The 18,067-nt window shown below is 37.3% G+C and carries 18 protein-coding genes; all 18 read right to left on the bottom strand.

Annotated elements, in window-relative coordinates; genetic code table 11:
- Nucleotides 1-271 precede the first annotated feature (271 nt).
- Entirely contained in the window at nucleotides 272-1,291 is a 1,020-nt protein-coding gene (locus BLO34_RS01800) for an acyltransferase family protein (protein WP_157686616.1), read from the bottom strand.
- 240 nt (nucleotides 1,292-1,531) lie between these two features.
- The gene (locus BLO34_RS01795; protein WP_090752064.1) at nucleotides 1,532-2,485 is read right to left on the bottom strand and encodes a glycosyltransferase family 2 protein; all 954 of its coding nucleotides are present in this window, start codon (nucleotides 2,483-2,485) and stop codon (nucleotides 1,532-1,534) included.
- A gap of 14 nt (nucleotides 2,486-2,499) precedes the next feature.
- A complete protein-coding gene (locus tag BLO34_RS01790) occupies nucleotides 2,500-3,057 on the bottom strand; it encodes a GNAT family N-acetyltransferase (protein ID WP_090752062.1) in 558 nt (185 codons plus the stop codon).
- Nucleotides 3,044-3,994 carry a hypothetical protein gene (locus tag BLO34_RS01785; protein WP_090752060.1) on the bottom strand — a complete coding sequence of 317 codons (951 nt, stop codon included), beginning with the start codon at nucleotides 3,992-3,994 and terminating at the stop codon, nucleotides 3,044-3,046. The genes BLO34_RS01790 and BLO34_RS01785 overlap by 14 nt, the downstream gene beginning before the upstream one ends.
- Nucleotides 3,991-4,695 carry a WbqC family protein gene (locus BLO34_RS01780; RefSeq protein WP_090752057.1) on the bottom strand — a complete coding sequence of 235 codons (705 nt, stop codon included), beginning with the start codon at nucleotides 4,693-4,695 and terminating at the stop codon, nucleotides 3,991-3,993. The genes BLO34_RS01785 and BLO34_RS01780 overlap by 4 nt, the downstream gene beginning before the upstream one ends.
- A 4-nt stretch (nucleotides 4,696-4,699) precedes the next feature.
- A complete protein-coding gene (locus tag BLO34_RS01775) occupies nucleotides 4,700-5,095 on the bottom strand; it encodes a MaoC family dehydratase (protein ID WP_157686614.1) in 396 nt (131 codons plus the stop codon).
- On the bottom strand, nucleotides 5,088-6,164 hold the full coding sequence (locus tag BLO34_RS01770; RefSeq protein ID WP_090752052.1) for a DegT/DnrJ/EryC1/StrS family aminotransferase: 1,077 nt from the start codon (nucleotides 6,162-6,164) through the stop codon (nucleotides 5,088-5,090). The genes BLO34_RS01775 and BLO34_RS01770 overlap by 8 nt, the downstream gene beginning before the upstream one ends.
- Nucleotides 6,165-7,274 (bottom strand): hypothetical protein, encoded by a 1,110-nt coding sequence (locus BLO34_RS01765; protein ID WP_157686612.1) that lies wholly within the window; start codon nucleotides 7,272-7,274, stop codon nucleotides 6,165-6,167.
- Between the two features lie 5 nt (nucleotides 7,275-7,279).
- A complete protein-coding gene (locus BLO34_RS01760; RefSeq protein ID WP_090752049.1) occupies nucleotides 7,280-8,788 on the bottom strand; it encodes an oligosaccharide flippase family protein in 1,509 nt (502 codons plus the stop codon).
- Nucleotides 8,789-10,000, bottom strand: coding sequence for a UDP-N-acetyl-D-mannosamine dehydrogenase (gene wecC / locus BLO34_RS01755; protein WP_090752047.1), 1,212 nt, complete (start codon nucleotides 9,998-10,000; stop codon nucleotides 8,789-8,791).
- 8 nt (nucleotides 10,001-10,008) lie between these two features.
- Nucleotides 10,009-11,127, bottom strand: a complete 1,119-nt coding sequence (wecB, locus tag BLO34_RS01750; protein WP_090752045.1) for a non-hydrolyzing UDP-N-acetylglucosamine 2-epimerase — start codon at nucleotides 11,125-11,127, stop codon at nucleotides 10,009-10,011.
- Between the two features lie 9 nt (nucleotides 11,128-11,136).
- Complete coding sequence (gene rfbA / locus BLO34_RS01745; RefSeq protein WP_090752043.1) at nucleotides 11,137-12,006, bottom strand: glucose-1-phosphate thymidylyltransferase RfbA; 870 nt, start codon at nucleotides 12,004-12,006, stop codon at nucleotides 11,137-11,139.
- The gene (rfbD, locus tag BLO34_RS01740) at nucleotides 12,003-12,869 is read right to left on the bottom strand and encodes a dTDP-4-dehydrorhamnose reductase (protein ID WP_090752041.1); all 867 of its coding nucleotides are present in this window, start codon (nucleotides 12,867-12,869) and stop codon (nucleotides 12,003-12,005) included. The genes rfbA and rfbD overlap by 4 nt, the downstream gene beginning before the upstream one ends.
- Nucleotides 12,866-13,411, bottom strand: coding sequence for a dTDP-4-dehydrorhamnose 3,5-epimerase (gene rfbC / locus BLO34_RS01735; protein WP_090752039.1), 546 nt, complete (start codon nucleotides 13,409-13,411; stop codon nucleotides 12,866-12,868). The genes rfbD and rfbC overlap by 4 nt, the downstream gene beginning before the upstream one ends.
- A 50-nt stretch (nucleotides 13,412-13,461) precedes the next feature.
- Nucleotides 13,462-14,508 carry a dTDP-glucose 4,6-dehydratase gene (gene rfbB, locus BLO34_RS01730; protein ID WP_090752037.1) on the bottom strand — a complete coding sequence of 349 codons (1,047 nt, stop codon included), beginning with the start codon at nucleotides 14,506-14,508 and terminating at the stop codon, nucleotides 13,462-13,464.
- Between the two features lies 1 nt (nucleotide 14,509).
- Entirely contained in the window at nucleotides 14,510-15,787 is a 1,278-nt protein-coding gene (locus BLO34_RS01725; protein WP_090752035.1) for a nucleotide sugar dehydrogenase, read from the bottom strand.
- A gap of 84 nt (nucleotides 15,788-15,871) precedes the next feature.
- Nucleotides 15,872-16,834, bottom strand: a complete 963-nt coding sequence (locus BLO34_RS01720) for an SDR family oxidoreductase (protein WP_090752033.1) — start codon at nucleotides 16,832-16,834, stop codon at nucleotides 15,872-15,874.
- A gap of 121 nt (nucleotides 16,835-16,955) precedes the next feature.
- Nucleotides 16,956-18,041 (bottom strand): GDP-L-fucose synthase family protein, encoded by a 1,086-nt coding sequence (locus BLO34_RS01715; protein ID WP_090752032.1) that lies wholly within the window; start codon nucleotides 18,039-18,041, stop codon nucleotides 16,956-16,958.
- Nucleotides 18,042-18,067: the final 26 nt, after the last annotated feature.

Below are 18,067 nucleotides of genomic sequence, written 5' to 3'. Positions count from 1 at the left end.
AAACCTTACTTTAGGTCTTAAGGCAATTCCTCAATCAGCTGCAAAAATGCCTAAAATAGTCCATATAAAATAATGCTGTCATCGATCAATTAAGGTATCGTGCATTGAACATGGAAAACTGCCATTCCATCCAACGAAAAATTAAAGACATTCAACGTCGCTGATTAATTGGAAGGATCATGAATTTAATACCTTTTTAAAGATTTAAATGCAATCTTTTTCTGCGTAAAAGCAAGCGTTTACTCTAATAATGTTTCTATAAATGAATGATCTAACCAGTAAATAGGCCTCTAAAGACCTTGGCTACTTTTTTATTCTTGATTCTTGGAACCATGATGCGATCGATCACGAATACCTGAGCATACACAATGGAAAAGGCGGCAATAACGACTATTGCGTATTCAATTAGAAAATGAAGATCAATTTTACCTATTAAAAAGATTAAAGGTATATGCCACAAATAGGTCCAAATCGAGTTCATGGATATAAAAACTACAAGCTTCTTTTGAAATTCATTCAGTAATTTCCAAATATCATCAGCTATATAAAATAAAAATAAAGAGAACATCAAGGCATAGGATAGATAATACGTAGATATGGGATATTTAAAGTCCTGTGTAGGAATAAGCTCCTGATTAATAATATACAAGCAAACTCCCAAGATTAAAAAAAGAATCAAGAAAAAGATAAATAGCGATTTGATACCTTTTTGAGAAAATTTGATCAAGCGCATTCCCAATAAATAGATGATGGAATAAGGTTTGATACAAAAGATAATGCTACCTAGTACATTCAGATTGCCTTGATCGACAAAGTATGCGTATGAGAAATAAACCAAAAATTCATAGGATAAGAATATAAGGATGAGAAATAAGAAAAAAACTTTATTTCCCTTTATGCGACGTTCAATGATATATAGAAAAGGGGCTATTAGCGCCACCATAAGAAATACCCTAATTATCCAAACATAGCCTATTCCCGATAAAAAGGCGTATGAGGTCACGATCTCTCTATTGCTAATCTTACCTGGCAGGAATATCTCAAATACCAAGAAGAACAGGGTTAAGAATATCCATACCGGAAACACCAATCTTTTAATCCGTTTCCAAACGTAACTCAGATACGTAATATCATTTTTATAGGAAAGCTTGAAGGAAATTCCAGAGATGAGCACGATCAACGGAACATCAAAATTTCTGATCTGTAGAAAAAACGTAGGTGTGGATGTGTGGGCTAGTATAACCATCATCAAGCCTAAAAACCTAAGTAAATCAATCGAATTATTCCTCATGTGCATTCTTAGGCTATCACATACTCAATAAACGCTGTATGTGACTATTGTAATTATGATCCAGCGTTATCACTTCTTAAAGAAGGCAATATAGGGGAAAATTCGTACGGTTAACAAGCGTGAAAGCGAATTAATAAGAGCTTTAACCTTCTATCTTTTTTGTCTTAAAGAGGAATCAATGGGAATTGATCATGGCTTAACCAAACCATGTATCAAATCACAATTATCTATCTAAATTATTTAGAATAGACGGTTGCGCTTCAATGCAACCCTTGGAAGTATAAAAAACCAATCGCTCCACGTAACGGCCTGGCGATGTCTAAATAGTAATTTTAGTTGCTGCCATTTGGATAATTTTAAACTGGATCTATTCACTTCAGTTACAACATTGCCTGACTTAGAAAAACCGATGTACTTATCGAATTTATAATTTGACCATTTGTTTAAGAAATCCTGAAATTTTAAAAGCCTGGTAAGGCGATCTGGATCATATTTTGACGAGTTTGCTGCGGTCCAAGAACTTCCAGTAAATGCGACTCTATAGACCGTCATTTGTTCTGGAACTATATAGATAGAACCATCTAAAATGGCTCTCAATTGTAGAGCACGATCTCCTACCGATATATTCTTAAGCAATTCATCAAAAGCATTGTCTAAAATATGTTTTTTAAACAAAAAAGAAGCGGTACTAAAAACCACTCCCTTTTTAAGAAAAATGTATTCAAGACTCACTTTATTAGTAGAAGATATAAATTTACTGGGAACGTTGAAATCTTTAAAACTATCAGTTGCTTGATAGAGATACTGACTGTCTGAAACTACCATATTGCAATCCTTTGATCTCCTTATTAGATCAACCTGTTTTTGCAGTTTTAGTGGGTCTGTCCAGTAATCATCGCCTTCACAAAGTGCAATGTATTCTCCCTTAGCCGCGGGAAACATAAAATCTATCAATCCATAAATCTTCTGCACCCATTGATTCTCTGTTTGAAGAAACGTTTTAATGGAGGGATTTTTATCTGCAAATCTCTTAATGATTTCTTGAGAGTTATCTTTTGAAGCATCATCAAAAACAAGTATTTCATATTCAAAATCTGTTTCCTGCTCTAAGAAACCCTCAAGACATTTTTGAATATAATTTTCATGATTATAAACAGTGCAGCAGATACTAACCAAAATTTTTTCATTTCCCATAGAACTATTTTGGTTTACAAATCAAATGAAGATTTTACTTGGATAAATTCAGATTTTAAAATACTGAAAAGGAATTGGTTTTGATACTCCCCACTTTTAAAAAGACTATGCCTTTTTAAGCCTTCTACCGAATAACCTACTTTCTCTAACATTTTTTTGACTGCGGGATGATTTTCAAGACATTCTCCAGTACACCTTTCCATGTTTAACTCTTGAAAAACATATTTTAAAATAAGAAGCGCAGTCTGCGTACCATATCCTTTCCCGCTAAAATCAGGGTGGATTTTAATACCGCTCCAAAAACAAGATTTATTGACATGATCGATATCAGAAATAGAAGTATAGCCTATTATCTGGCGAGCTTCATCTCCAGCTTCATAAATTGCCATATATATTCTATCTTGATAATCATTAAAAATTAGGTCTTCAACCCATTTTTGTTCTCTCTCCTTAGAAACGAATCTTTTATTGCCGCCAATAGAATTTTCATAATCTTCCAGGTTTCTTAGAGCATTTATAAAAGTTGAATCGGCTACCTCAAATGCTCTAAATCCTATTTTAAAGTTCATCATTTATTATTTTTAAAATTTTATTCATTTCGTCGGCGCCATATCTTTGATCGACTGGCAAATAAACTACCTCATCGGCAAGTCGATATTCCAAAGTTTGGGGTTCGCACCAATTTTTGACATTCGGCCAATAAACAGCGGTAAATATGAGCTGACTTGACAATGCTTCCCTTATAGACTTATTTTTACTCCAAAAAGGGTAAACCATCGGTACATCATCGCTTTTCAAGATATGAGTAAATTGATTGTGTTTTCTCAAGCCTTGATTTAGTAATTTGAAATTGTTACAGCGCCTATTGATTACAAAGTTATAATCTATTGATTTTAAAAGTTTTTCTGTAATTAAAGACATAGCCAAAATAGGTTGTTCCTCAAGATTTTCATCATTTATTTGAAAACTTCTATACCCAGCTTCGGCGCCTTTCTCTGTTCTTAACAAAAGATGCTCAAATCTATCACTAGAGATATCCCTTTTCATTTGCATTTGACTATTCACGTTAATATACAAATAGCCACCATCTGGAATGCCAAAAAATTTTCTTGGCGAATAAAATGTGTCGACATTTTTCAGTGGTTTGGAAAAAAATGCCTGAGAATTATCAACTATAAGATTTGAAAAATTACGATACTTATAAATTAGATCATCCTTTAATCCAAAATAATTATTTAAAATGAAACCTTCGTTCTCAGGAATATTTTCTACCTCGAGTATTGGCTCAAATTGATCATTGATGGAATAAAACTTAAATGAAATATTTAATTTCTTTAACGGCTCCAAAATTACATCACATGTAAAATAAGGTAGGTGAATTTTATCATATTTCCTTTCTCTTAGTATATACTCAAGTGCATTTCTACCGGTATTTAATTTTATAGCCGTAGGGTGATAAGTCTCGCCATTTCTTAATTCTAATTCAAAATAGCCACCAATCGCTATCATACTAATTGATAATTTTGCATCAATTTTAATGTTTCCGTTTTGGAATTGAACATCAAGACATCAATTATTGAAAGATACGGCACAAAATCGCCTTTAGATTGAGTGTAAGAGATTTCACCTGTCTGAATGAAACTTAAATGCAATCCCTCGCCCTCGAAATCACTTTTATCATAAAGTTCTTTACCGCCTATCGGGTTAATATAGTGCTCAGCATCTTCCTTTTTACAAATGTCGATAACTCGATCTTTTCCTGAAAGATGATGATTTCCATAGACTGATGAAGAATTTACAAACTCTGTATTAATTTTCAAATGCTCACAAACCGCTAGTAGGCTTCTACCAGCTAAAGTACTTATGGAGCAGGAAGAAACATTTAATACCTCTTCAATCAAAGGGAATACGTCATCGTAAAAAGGAGCTGAAGAATAATTTTGAGAAAGACTTTTGAGGAATTTTTTTTTCCAGATCGGATACATTTTTTCATTGATTTCAATGGCTCCAATTTCTCGATTAGAACTCGCTCCGGTTAGAGGAACAGTAAAAAGACTGGCGGTACCATTTATCAATATATTATTTCGGTTTATCCAACCTCCTTTTATAAAAGTTACATCATCATATAAGATGAATTTATCTACAGCATAAATTAACTGATAATAACCAATGTAAGGGAATATGTATGGTTGCATTATTGCCAAATCCATAGCCTCAATATTTTTTTAATCGTGCTATTCCCTCAAGTAACAATATTTCTTGAGCGTTGTAACAACTAGTTTTGATTATAACATGCTGTTTATCTGTAACCTCAATTACTTCTAAAATTGCTGTAACCTCATCATCGATAAATACTGGATGTAGATATTTTATATCATGACTAAGATAAACACTCCCAGGTCCCGGAAGCTCTTTAGCAAATAGGGTTGTTATTAAAGTTATTACTAAAGGCCCGTGCACAATCGGTTTTTTAAAAATTGTATCCTTAGCATAATCCTCATCAAAATGAATAGGATTAAAATCCCCACTTAGATCAGCATAGTTTTGAACGTCTGCAGATGAGAAACGCCGTTTATCAATTGCCCGATCTCCAACTTTTATTTTATTCATCATTCAAATTTATCAAATTACATATTTTTTTCAGATCAATTTCTTCCAAACCAAAATATAAAGGCAAACATAATACACGCGACGCTATTCGTTCCGATATAGGCATACTGCTACCATTTACATAAGGTATAGTATTGAGCGATGGATAAAAATAACGCCTAGGGAAAATTTTTGCTTCATTCAAACGGGACTGCACTTGTAACAAATCCTTTTCGGTTTTAAATATGATTGGGAAGTAGCTATAATTCCACTGTGTGTCCTTCCTTATCTTCATCGACTGAATTTTTGAGAAGTCCAAATGATCCCGATAATAGTCGACTACTTTTTTTCGAGCAGCTGCGATTTCAGTCATGTAGGGCAATACTGACAAACCCATTGCTCCTTGAAGTTCTGATATTTTTGCATTGATCCCCAAACCATGAAAAGCTACCGGTCCATCGTGTCCAAAATTATGGGAATAAAACAATTTATGCATAAGATCCTCATCCCTGCAGAATAAGGCTCCACCTTCTCCACAATGAAAAAGTTTTGTGGCGTGAAAACTACAGGTGCTTACATCGCCGTATTCAAAAATGGATTTGCCTTTGTAAACAACATCAAAACAATGCGCTGCATCGTAAATTACTTTAAGTTGATGTTTTTGTGCTATTTCCTCTATCTTCTCTACATGACATGGGTTGCCAAAAACATGCGTTGCTAGTATTGCCGTAGTCTTTGATGTGATTGAAGCTTCTATTAATTCTTCATCAATGGTCAAATGCTCTGGATCGATATCAACAAAAACAGGTGTGCAATTTTCCCAAATAATGGCAGATGTTGTCGCCACATAACTAAAGGGTGTTGTAATTATTTCTCCACCATCGCCCAACACCTTTAAGGCAATCTGTATGGGAAGCGTACCATTAGTCATGGTTAAAATAGAGGAAGTGCCCAAATGGGATTTGAGTTTTTCTTCCAACTCCACTACCAATTTACCACGATTTGTCAACCACTTATTGTCCCATATTCTCCGGAGATAAGAATTATATTCTTCCAAAGGTGGAAAAAATGTTTGTGTAACATTTATCATCTACTTGACTTTATCAATGGAATATAATTCAACAAACTGTTGGGCTACGTTCCTAATATTATACTGCTCTAAATTCTCAATCTCTAATTGATTTTTATAATTACCCATTAAGAATTCATCAACTGTTATATGGTTAAAGGTAGATGATCTGATACTTAAAATAGGCCTTTCAGCTAGTGCATAATCTATAAGCTTACTTGGATTCTGCACTGATGTTTCATTTTCAAGATTCAAAAGAAAATCTACCGAAGCCATTACGTCAATCAGCTCATCCCGCATGATATAATCCCTCAACTCGATTTTTCCTTGCAGCCTATCCATGTAGGGTTCCACTAAATTTATCGCGCCTGTGTATATTATAAATTTAAAATCTATCTCAAGAGAAGCAAGGTATTCCAACAGTACCCTAGGGTCCCTCAAATCTGGGTAAAAAGCTCCAGCGTACACAAAAGTAGGGCTACTATTTATTACGGCAAGGTTGGTCTTGGGTTTATTGAATCTAAATCCTTGAGGAATTACTTTGATCTTATCCCAAAATTCCTGGTAATAACCATTTTTAGCATTCTCGATGGGAACTGTTAGGTAATCTACTTTTCTACAAAACCATTTTTCCACATATTTGAAATAGAAAGGTGGATTGTTGAATATATTGCCCATATAGGGATCGCCACAATCTGCGATCCAAATTTTCGGAAAGAGCGTCGTGTTTTTCACTTTGAACCAAGCGGTTCCCCAATTAATTGGATAACTACCGCAAACCGTAATCAACAAATCAGCGCCTTTTGTCTTTTTTAAAATGGATTGCACCCTAAAGCTTAATTCAATGGTTGGGAATTCCAACAACCTTCCAAATAGCTTGCGCAGTATTCGGTCTTTTAAACCTCGCCTTTCATTGGAGCTGCTCGTTTTTTTGACGAACCTCATTTTGGGAAAATCCCTAACCTTCAAGGAATGCTCCATTTCAAAAGAAGAATAATCGTAATTGCCCAGTATGGCGTACAAAGTAACTTCATGACCAGTCCTGGCCAGCTCAATGGCCAGCTCTGTCGACCTATTTGCTCGTGGCGTCATTTCTGGAAAGATAAACGCAGTGATAATCGTAATCTTCAATGGTATCATTTCTTCTTGATTACTTTATTTATAAACGGAATAAAAATTTCTAGATAATTAAGTCTGAAGAATCTGGCGCTGATTACCAAAAGTAAAGAGAACAGAGAAAATGTGATCGTCAAATGGAGCAATAAAATATCCACATGATATATATATATATCAAATAACTTGACCAATGCGATAATGATGCTTCCGTGAATCAATAGCTTTACCAAGGTCTTTAATGGGAAAAACCTTAACACTGGCACCTTGATGAATCTTGCAGAAAGGTATACGAATATTAAAATTTTGGCTACAGCCAAAAAAATACTATTTATTGCAATTGCATAAGGAGAATCAAATAATAAAATCAAGGCGTAATCACTTGCCCATAAAAAAATCGCCAGATACATGTGAACGTACGCATAGAGCTTTGTCTTTCCATTTGCTAAAAACAAAGGAGCAAACACCACGATATTGAAAAAATTGAAGAGCAGCTTGATCTTAAAGTAGGATCCCGAAACTTCATATTTATCAGAATAGAGAAAAACCATAATATCTGTACTAAACACCAAAAAATAAATGACCAACGGATAAATTAAAATCGCGGACTTTTTCAATGCACTACGCCACGTCGTTATGAGCTCTTCTATCTTCCCACCTTCCTTGAAAAGCTTGGAAAACAAGGGCATCAAAACCACCGATGTACTTGCGGTAATCATGGTAACGAAAGGAAGCTCAGTAAATCCATTGGAAAACTCTGCAAACGTGTCTGCACCAAAATAGCGGCTGATATAAAACTCATCTGCCGTTTTGATCGCGATTCCCCAAATGCTTGCAAAAACCAATGGCAGACTATAACCAAATATCTCCTTATAGGTTAGAGAACTTGATTGGGATACAATACCCTTAAATGGAATGTTCTTAAACCACAACGCCATAAACAGCATCAACACTGATGCAGCCAGCCATCCATAAATAGCATAGATGTAAGTACCTCCAAAATAAAGCACTGGCACCAGAATAAAGGCGAGCATAATCAACCGTGAAACGGTGTTGTATATGGCGATATACATACTTTTTTTATAGGTAGAAAAAATGCCTTCAATACCTAGTGTAGGTAAAAGCAGCATGGGAATAGGTGAGAATATCCTCAATCCATATTCCAGTTCTTCATTATTAAGAAACTGGGCAATCAATCCCGATCCAAAAAAAAGAAATGCAGAAAACAGCATTCCTGCAAGAAACAGAACTTGGGTAATTTGCTTGACAATATATTTTCCTTCCTCAATTGTATGCCTAGGTAGAAAATAGGCAAACACACGAGGCAATCCCGCAGAAAATATGATCAGTAGTGAACTGTATATGTAAAGGATCTGTCGATATGTACCATACTCCGTTTTATCAAAATATCGTGACAATACCGCAGCACTTACCATGGCAAGAGCAAAGGAACTCAAGCTACCAGCAGCAACCCAGAAAGCCTGTGCCGTATTGCTCTGACCGAAAGAGTTGCTGTTTTTTACGGAATCCAATTATTTATTATTTACCCCACAAAAATCTAGAATCATTTTATCATCAGACAAATTGAGATTCTTGAATTCATCGTGGGCCACTAGAAATACGACGATATCTGCTTGATCAACCGCCTTTTGATAATTGGTCAATTTAAAAACCTTGTGATCCTCGATATTCGGCTCCACAATGTAATAGGTTTCATCCTGTGAATCCTGAAGTACCTTTTGTGCAATATATTTTGCCGGTGATTCCCTGAGGTCGTCAATATTGGGTTTGAATGCAAGACCCATTAAAGCAATACTTGGCTTTTTACCATAATCCAATTGGTATTTCAATTTTGCATTCTTGACCTTTTCTGCACACCAGAAAGACTTGTAGTTATTTATTTCACGGGCCTTTCCTATAATCTGGGATTCTAAAGGGAAATCTGCCACAATAAAATAGGGGTCAACTGCTATACAGTGGCCACCTACTCCACAACCAGGTTGTAAAATATTCACTCGTGGATGCCTGTTTGCAAGTTTTATCAATTCCCATACGTTGATATCTGCTTTGTCGCAGATGAGTGACAGTTCATTAGCAAACGCAATCTGAACATCCCGTGAAGAGTTTTCTACGAGTTTGCACATTTCAGCAGTTCGCGCATTTGTTGGATGAAGATCTCCCTGTACAAATTTCGCGTAGAAACTGGTTGCTCTCTCTGTGCTTTTTTGATCAATCCCACCAATAACCCTATCGTTATGCACCAATTCATGCATCACGTTCCCAGGCAGCACTCGTTCTGGACAGTAGGCAACGTCCAGCTTGTCCATCAATTCTGGACGCTCACTGAAAATGTAATCCCTCATCTTTTCTGTGGTACCTACCGGTGAGGTGGATTCAATGATATAAAGATCCCCATCTTTCAATAAAGGAATTATACCCTTAGTAGCAGCTTCAACAAAAGAAATATCTGGCTCGTTTTTATCCTTAAATGGAGTCGGAACCACAACAATATAAATATTGGCGCTTTCTGGAGTAGTTGATGCTTTTAGAAACCCATCAGTAACTGCTTTATGAACTGCCGTATGTAGGTCTGGTTCGACAATATGAATCTCGCCCTTGTTAATGGTCTCAACTACCTTAGGATTGATATCTACTCCAAGAACTTCAACTTTATTTGACGCTATTAGAGCCGCCGTCGGCAGTCCAATATAACCTAGACCTATCATTACTACTTCTGGATTCATAATTTTTCTTATCTACTATTACTAATGAAATCTGCAATTTTTCTACAAGCTTGTCCATCTCCATAAGGATTATGACGATTACTCATCTCTATCAGCTTATCCTCATTCTCCAATAGCTCCATAGTATGATTCACGATCAAATCGACGTCAGTGCCAACAAGAATGACCGTGCCGGCCTCAATCGCTTCTGGCCTTTCAGTGGTGTCCCGAAGAACTAGCACTGGTTTGCCTAAGCTAGGTGCTTCTTCTTGAACGCCACCACTATCTGTCAAAATAACTGTTGACCTATTCATGAGCCAAATGAAATTTTCATAGGCTAGGGGTTCAATCAACATGACATTTTCAACACCAGATAAATTTTTATTGACTGGCTCTAAAACCTTGGGGTTGAGATGAACTGGATAAATAAAAACGACTTCAGGTTTTACCGTCGCGAGCTTTTTTATCGCCTGACAAATTCTTTCAAATCCCGCGCCATGGTTTTCCCTTCTATGGCCAGTTATCAATACCACTCTTTTCTCGCCTAGTTCTTTAGAAAGCTCCTCGGCAAATAAGGTTGGCTTTTTGGAAACCTTTTCCACACTTTGCAACAATGCGTCTATTACCGTGTTGCCCGTAACAATGATCTTGCTTTCATCCACATTTTCCTTGAGTAGATTTTCTTTGGAGGTGGAAGTAGGAGCAAAATGATAATCTGCTATGCGTCCTGTGATCTGACGATTAACTTCTTCTGGGAATGGAGATAACTTGTCAAAGGTGCGCAATCCAGCCTCAACGTGGCAAACCTTTGCTCCTGCATAAAAGGAAGCTATACTTCCAGCCATTGTGGTAGTGGTATCGCCGTGAACAAATACAAACTCTGGTCGATAGGACTCCAAGATCGGTTTCAATCCAGTCAGGATCTCGGCTGTCAGATTGTATAGATTTTGATTGGGCTTCATCAAATCCATGTCAAAATCTGGCACGATGTCAAAAAAATCCAACACCTGATCCAGCATTTCCCTATGCTGACCCGTAACGCAGACCTTTACATCAAACTTATCTTTTCGCTTTTTGAATTCCTCCACCAGCGGAGCCATTTTAATGGCTTCTGGTCGCGTTCCAAAAAGAATCAATATTTTTATCATTTGCAGTATTTAAATGGAATCGTTCAATTTATCCTTCAATGCGTTTCCATATCCGCTTTTGAACAATGGTGTGATGAGTTTTTCCAATTGCTCCTTATCAATATAACCCATTTCAAACGCAGTTGCTTCAATAGATCCTATTTTCAAACCTTGTCGCTCTTCAATTACCTCTACAAATTGAGAGGCTTGCATAAGTGATTTAAAAGTACCGGTATCAAGCCATGCAGTACCTCTATCAAGTATACTTACCTTAAGATTCCCCCTTTTGAGATATTCTCTATTGACATCAGTTATTTCCAACTCTCCACGGGCAGAAGGCTCTATGTTTTCTGCGATTTTTACAACAGAATTATCATAAAAGTAGATCCCAGGAACGGCATAGTTTGACCTAGGCGCCTTGGGTTTTTCTTCAATGGAGATGACCTTGCCATCTTTATCAAAATCTACCACACCATACCGTTCTGGGTCATGGACATGATAGGCATAGATAATGCCTCCATCAGGATCATTATTGCTTTTTAATAAATCATTGAGACCAGTGCCGTAAAAAATGTTGTCGCCCAATATGAGCGCGACCTTATCTTTACCTATAAAATCCTTCCCTATAATAAAAGCCTCAGCAAGTCCATTGGGATTCTCTTGCACAGCATATTCATAATGACAACCGTATTTACTACCATCGCCCAGTAATTCCTTGAAAATGGGAAGATCCTTGGGAGTTGAAATAATCAATATCTCATTGATTCCCGCGCTCATGAGCGTGGATAACGGATAATAGATCATGGGTTTATCATACACGGGCAGCAATTGTTTAGACAAAACTGATGTCAATGGATGCAATCGAGTACCGGATCCACCGGCGAGAACTATTCCTTTCATAGTGAAGCATTTAATTTTAACAAACACTTTTCCACACTATCTCTCCAGTAAGGAATATTGTAGGAAAAGGTGTTCTTTATTTTATTTTTATCCAGAACAGAAAATGCAGGCCTGATAGCCCTAGTAGGATATGCATCGCTATTTACCGGCACTACTGCGATAGTTTTTGTGTTCTTTAAAATTTCGCTTGCAAAATCATACCATGAAGCCACACCTTGATTGCTGAAATGGTAAACACCATATTGATTAGCGTTGTTGTCAATGAGATGAAGGATGAATCCTGCAAGATCCATGGCATAAGTTGGCGTACCGATCTGGTCAGAAACTACTGAAATAGTATTTCGATTCTGAGCTAGTCGAAGCATGGTTTTCAAAAAATTTTTACCATAGGTGCTGTATAACCAGCTCGTTCTAATAATAAAATACCTGTCACAATTTTCAGCAATCGATTGCTCGCCCGCTAGTTTGGTTACTCCATAAATCCCTAATGGATTTGTAGCATCGGTTTCTTTAAGAGGAAAAGATTGTGAACCATCGAAAACAAAATCTGTTGAGATGTGTATGAGTGTTGTTCCATATTGACCGCATAACTTTGCTAGATTTCCCGCACCGATCGTGTTAATGTTTTTTGCCTTTTCCCCTTCATCCTCTGCAATGTCTACTGCGGTATAGGCAGCACAATTGATAATATAAGATGGTTGGTTCTCCTGAAATAGAAGTGTCAGCTTTTTATCATTAGTAATATCTCCTTCAGCTGTCGAAAGAAATTTATAGTTCAATCCATTAGATCCTTGATCCTTGACCACCTCTTGCAGGCATTGACCCAACTGACCATTGCCGCCAAAGACTAAAACCATGCTCATAGTTTCAAATCCTTTAAAATTGGAAGATCTGCATCTTTGCTTGAAATGATATGCTGATCCGCTGGGATTTTCCAATCTATATGAAGCGATGAATCGTCATATTTGACACCAATTTCTGATGCTTTATTATAAAAGTTATCGCATTTATAGAAAAATGTAGCTTGTTTACTCAATACCGCAAAACCATGTAAACAGCCTCTGGGAACAAAGAGTTGATGCCTATTGACATCATTTAATAATGCAGTAACGACCTTTCCGTAGGTGGCCGATTCTTTTCTGATATCAACAGCTACATCCAAGACCTCGCCTTGCAAGACACTTACTAGTTTTGCTTGGGCATGTTCTCCAGCTTGCGCATGCATTCCACGAATAACTCCATAGGTAGAATGCGACATATTATCTTGTACAAAAGCCATCTTTACACCCGTAAGGGCTTCAAATTTTTGCTGATTAAAACTCTCCATAAAAAAACCGCGCTCATCTTTGATGATGTTTGGTTCTAAAAGAAAACAACCCTCTATCTCTGTGTGTTTTAAGTTCATTGTCTGCAATTAATATCGAACGGTATTCCGCTTTCGCGAAAGCGAACTTATTATTTGTATTGTTGGTTGTAATAATCTTGATAGGCTCCACTAGTTACCTGTGCCAACCATTCTTCATTATGTAAATACCAGTCTATAGTTTTTTCTAATCCCTGTTCAAAGGTTACTGTAGGCTTCCAACCCAATTCACTATTAATTTTAGAAGCATCTATGGCGTACCTCAAATCATGACCGGGCCTATCGGTTACATAAGTGATAAGTTGTTCAGAGGCACCAGTATCTCTGCCTAGTTTTTCATCCATAATTTGGCAAAGTAACTTCACCAGATCTATATTTTTCCACTCGTTAAAACCACCTATGTTATAGGTAGCGGTGTTTTCCCCTTGATGGAAAGCGAGATCAATAGCGATGGCATGATCGATCACATACAACCAATCACGTGTATAATTACCATCACCATATACTGGTAAGGGCTTATGATGAATAATATTATTGATAAATAAGGGGATCAACTTCTCTGGAAAATGATGTGGACCATAATTGTTGGAACAATTGGAAATCACATAGGGCATTCCATATGTTTCTCCATAGGCACGTACAAAATGATCAGAGCTTGCTTTAGAAGCGGAGTATGGCGAATTGGGGTCGTAAGAGGTGGATTCGGTAAACAAACCAGTTTCTCCTAGCGATCCATATACCTCATCTGTGCTTACATGGTAAAAGCGCTTATTGGTAAAATCACCTTTCCACAATTCCTTGAACGCGTTAAGCAAATTAACAGTTCCTACCACATTAGTCATTACAAAGCTTACGGGATCGGTTATAGATCGGTCCACATGAGATTCAGCCGCTAGATGTATCACGCCATCGAACCTATGTTCTTGAAATAGCTTATGGATAAAGTCAGAGTTGGTAATATCACCCTTTACAAAAGTATAATTAGATGCATCCTCAATATCGGTAATATTGTTCAAATTACCCGCGTAGGTTAATGCATCTAAATTGACAATCGCCGTATCTGGATATTGGCTAACAAATCGTCTTACCACATGGGATCCTATAAAACCAGCTCCTCCGGTAATTAAAATCTTTTTCATATTATAATTTCTTATCGGCTCGATCTCCTAAAACACCCTTGACATCGTACAACACAGCGGTCTCCTTAGAACTAGCACTAAAGTCAAGCCTTAGAAATTCTTTATGGGCTACCGCTAATACAATAGCATCATAGGTTTCAGTTCCTAATTTTTTGATGTTACGCACTCCATATTCGTGCTCTACCTCGTCTGGATTAGCTAGCGGGTCAAAGATCGTCACATCGATACCAAATTCCTTTAGATTGGATACGACATCAATTACCTTGGTATTTCTGACATCAGGACAGTCCTCCTTGAACGTTATACCGAGTACGAGCGCCTTAGATCCTTTAACGGCAATATTTTTGGAAAGCATCAATTTAACGACTTCACTAGCCACATAGCTACCCATACTGTCATTCATACGTCTTCCTGCTAGAATAATCTCGGGATGATACCCTACTTCTTGAGCCTTTTGTGCCAAATAATAAGGATCAACACCTATACAGTGCCCACCTACCAAGCCTGGCTTAAAGGGAAGAAAATTCCATTTAGTCCCGGCAGCTTCGAGAACATCATGCGTATTGATATCCAGTTTATTAAAGATCTTCGCCAACTCATTGACAAACGCAATATTGATATCGCGTTGTGAATTTTCAATCACCTTAGCCGCTTCGGCTACTTTTATTGTAGGCGCCAAATGAGTCCCAGCAGTAATGACTTCTTTATATAAAGCATCTACCTTGATTCCGACTTCTGGTGTGGAACCAGAGGTCACCTTTAAAATTTTATCTACCGTATGTTCCTTATCTCCTGGATTAATACGCTCTGGTGAGTATCCTACAAAGAAGTCTTTGTTGAAAATCAAACCGCTCACGCGCTCCAAAACCGGCACACATTCCTCCTCAGTCACCCCAGGATATACTGTAGATTCATAAATGACAATATCTCCTTTTTTCAAGACAGACCCCACACTTTCACTAGATTTGTACAAAGGGGTAAGGACTGGTCTATTGTTCTTATCTACGGGTGTAGGAACAGTAACGACATAGTAATTACAATCAGAAATATGTTCTAACTGTGAAGTACAAAACAACCCATTGTCATCGTCATTAGTAGGCTTCAAGGCTTTTTTAAGAATGTCATCTTCTACTTCCAGCGTACTATCATGACCTGTATTCAATTCAGTAACTCGGGCTTCATTGATATCAAAACCCACAACTGGGAATTTTGTAGCAAACAATCTAGCTAATGGCAGTCCTACGTATCCTAATCCAACGACGGCGATTTTTCTTTGCATCTTTTTATTGTTTCATTTTCTTTAACTAATGGTACCGCATCAAGTGCGGCATAAACTTGATTACTGCGTAATCAAAGCGAAGTTTTATAAATTATTCCAGTACCATTTTACAGCTTCATCGATACCTGTCTGTATATTATATTGGGGATCATAGCCAATGATAGAACGAGCCTTATCAATGGAAGCCAAGGAATGTGGAATATCACCAATTCGTTCGGGTCCATAAGTAGTGGCTACATCTGCAATAGCTGCATCGTATTTGGAAAGGCTGTTTCGTAGTAAATCTACCAACAAATTCAGATCGGTTCGATCTCCATAGGCCACATTAAAAACGGTATTTTCAGCATCAGGATGCTCTGACAACATCGCTTTCTCGTTAGCTTGAATCACGTTATCGATATAAGTGAAGTCTCGCGAATACGTACCGTCACCATTGATATTGGGCGATTGTTTATTCATTAGATTCTTCGTAAACAAAGGGATCACAGCAGCATAGGCTCCGTTAGGATCTTGCTTGCGGCCAAAAACATTAAAGTATCGGAGTCCTACCGTATTTAAGCCGTAGGTTTTATAAAAAACATCAGCATACAGTTCATTCACATATTTGGTAATTGCATAAGGAGATAACGGCTTCCCGATAACATCTTCCACTTTGGGCAACGCAGCAGAGTCACCATAAGTAGAACTACTGGCAGCATAGACCATTTTCTTAACACCAGCTTCTTTACATGCGACCAGCATATTTAAAAATCCGCCCACATTCACATCATTAGAAGTAATCGGATCCTTAATAGATCTAGGAACACTCCCTAATGCAGCTTGATGCAATACATAATCGCAACCCTTGACGGCTTGATGACAGGTATCCAGATTTCGAATATCTCCTTCTATAAAAGAAAAAGACTCCATTTTCTTCAAAGGCTCAATATTGTGAGCATGCCCGGTCGCAAAGTTATCTAGACCAACGACTTGCTCGCCTTTTTGTAAAAAGTACTCTGCAAGGTTGCTCCCTATAAATCCGGCGACACCAGTTATTAATATCTTCAAGCTAAGGTTTTTGAAGGTTTCTAAACAAAGCGGCAAAGGTATGAATATTCTGAAGTATCTGAAGCTTAAAATTATAGAGACTATTCACTTTAATCTAATGAATAAGGATTTTAAAAGTATATTATTTTTGTTGCAGATACCACTTGTACATCCTCTCAACTCCGTTTTCTAGGTTTACTCTGTGTTCCCAACCTAAGCCATAAAGCTTAGAAACATCCGTCAACTTTTTCATAGTCCCATCAGGTTTATCATCTCTAAAAAAGAACTCACCTTGAAAACCAACCTGCTTTTTGATAAGACCCGCCAAGTCTTTGATGCTAATATCATGACCCGTACCTATGTTTAAATGTGTGTTTCGCACTTCATCCGTTGTTCCTGCCAAATCTTTAAAGTCCACATGTTGCATCACAAAAACACAAGCATCTGCCATATCTTGACTCCATAAAAATTCCCTCATGGGGGCTCCACTACCCCAAATGGCTACTTGAACACCATGGTCAGATAAAAGAATGCCATGCTTATCAAACACCTTAAGCTGATCCTCTTGACTAGACTGCCCAGTAACTCCTTCTATAGGCAAACGATCCAAATCTCGTTGAATAGCGCTCCAATCTCCTTGTTCTAGTGCCCTGCCTAAATGAACTTTTCTTAATAATGCAGGCAGCACATGGGACTTTTCTAAATCAAAATTATCGTTGGGACCATATAAATTGGTAGGCATGACCGAAACGAAGTTCGTTTCATACTGCAAGTTATAGCTCTCACACATCTTGATACCAGCGATCTTAGCGATAGCATAAGGTCCGTTGGTATATTCTAAAGGACCTGTCAACAGGTATTCTTCTTTCATAGGCTGTGGACATTCCTTAGGGTAAATACAGGTACTTCCTAAAAAAAGCAGCTTTTTGACCCCATGTACATAACTCTGATGGATCACATGATTCTGGATCATTAAGTTATCATGAATAAAATCTGCCCGATAGGTGTTGTTAGCAACGATACCGCCAACTTTTGCAGCAGCTAGAAAAACATACTCTGGCTGTTCCTGTTCAAAAAAAGCAGCAACCGCTACAGATGCTCTCAAATCTAATTCCGCAGAAGTTCTTGTGATCAAGTTGGAGAATCCTCTTTCTATTAAATGATTCATAATCGCACTTCCTACCAAGCCACGATGACCAGCGATATAAATTTTTGAATCTTTTTCCATGTTTTAACTTTTGAAGGTATTCCGCT

Origin of the sequence: Nonlabens sp. Hel1_33_55, from assembly GCF_900101765.1 — a bacterium.
Lineage (GTDB): Bacteria > Bacteroidota > Bacteroidia > Flavobacteriales > Flavobacteriaceae > Nonlabens.
Note: the sequence above shows the minus strand (reverse complement) of the source record. Positions and strands in the feature narration are given on the sequence as shown.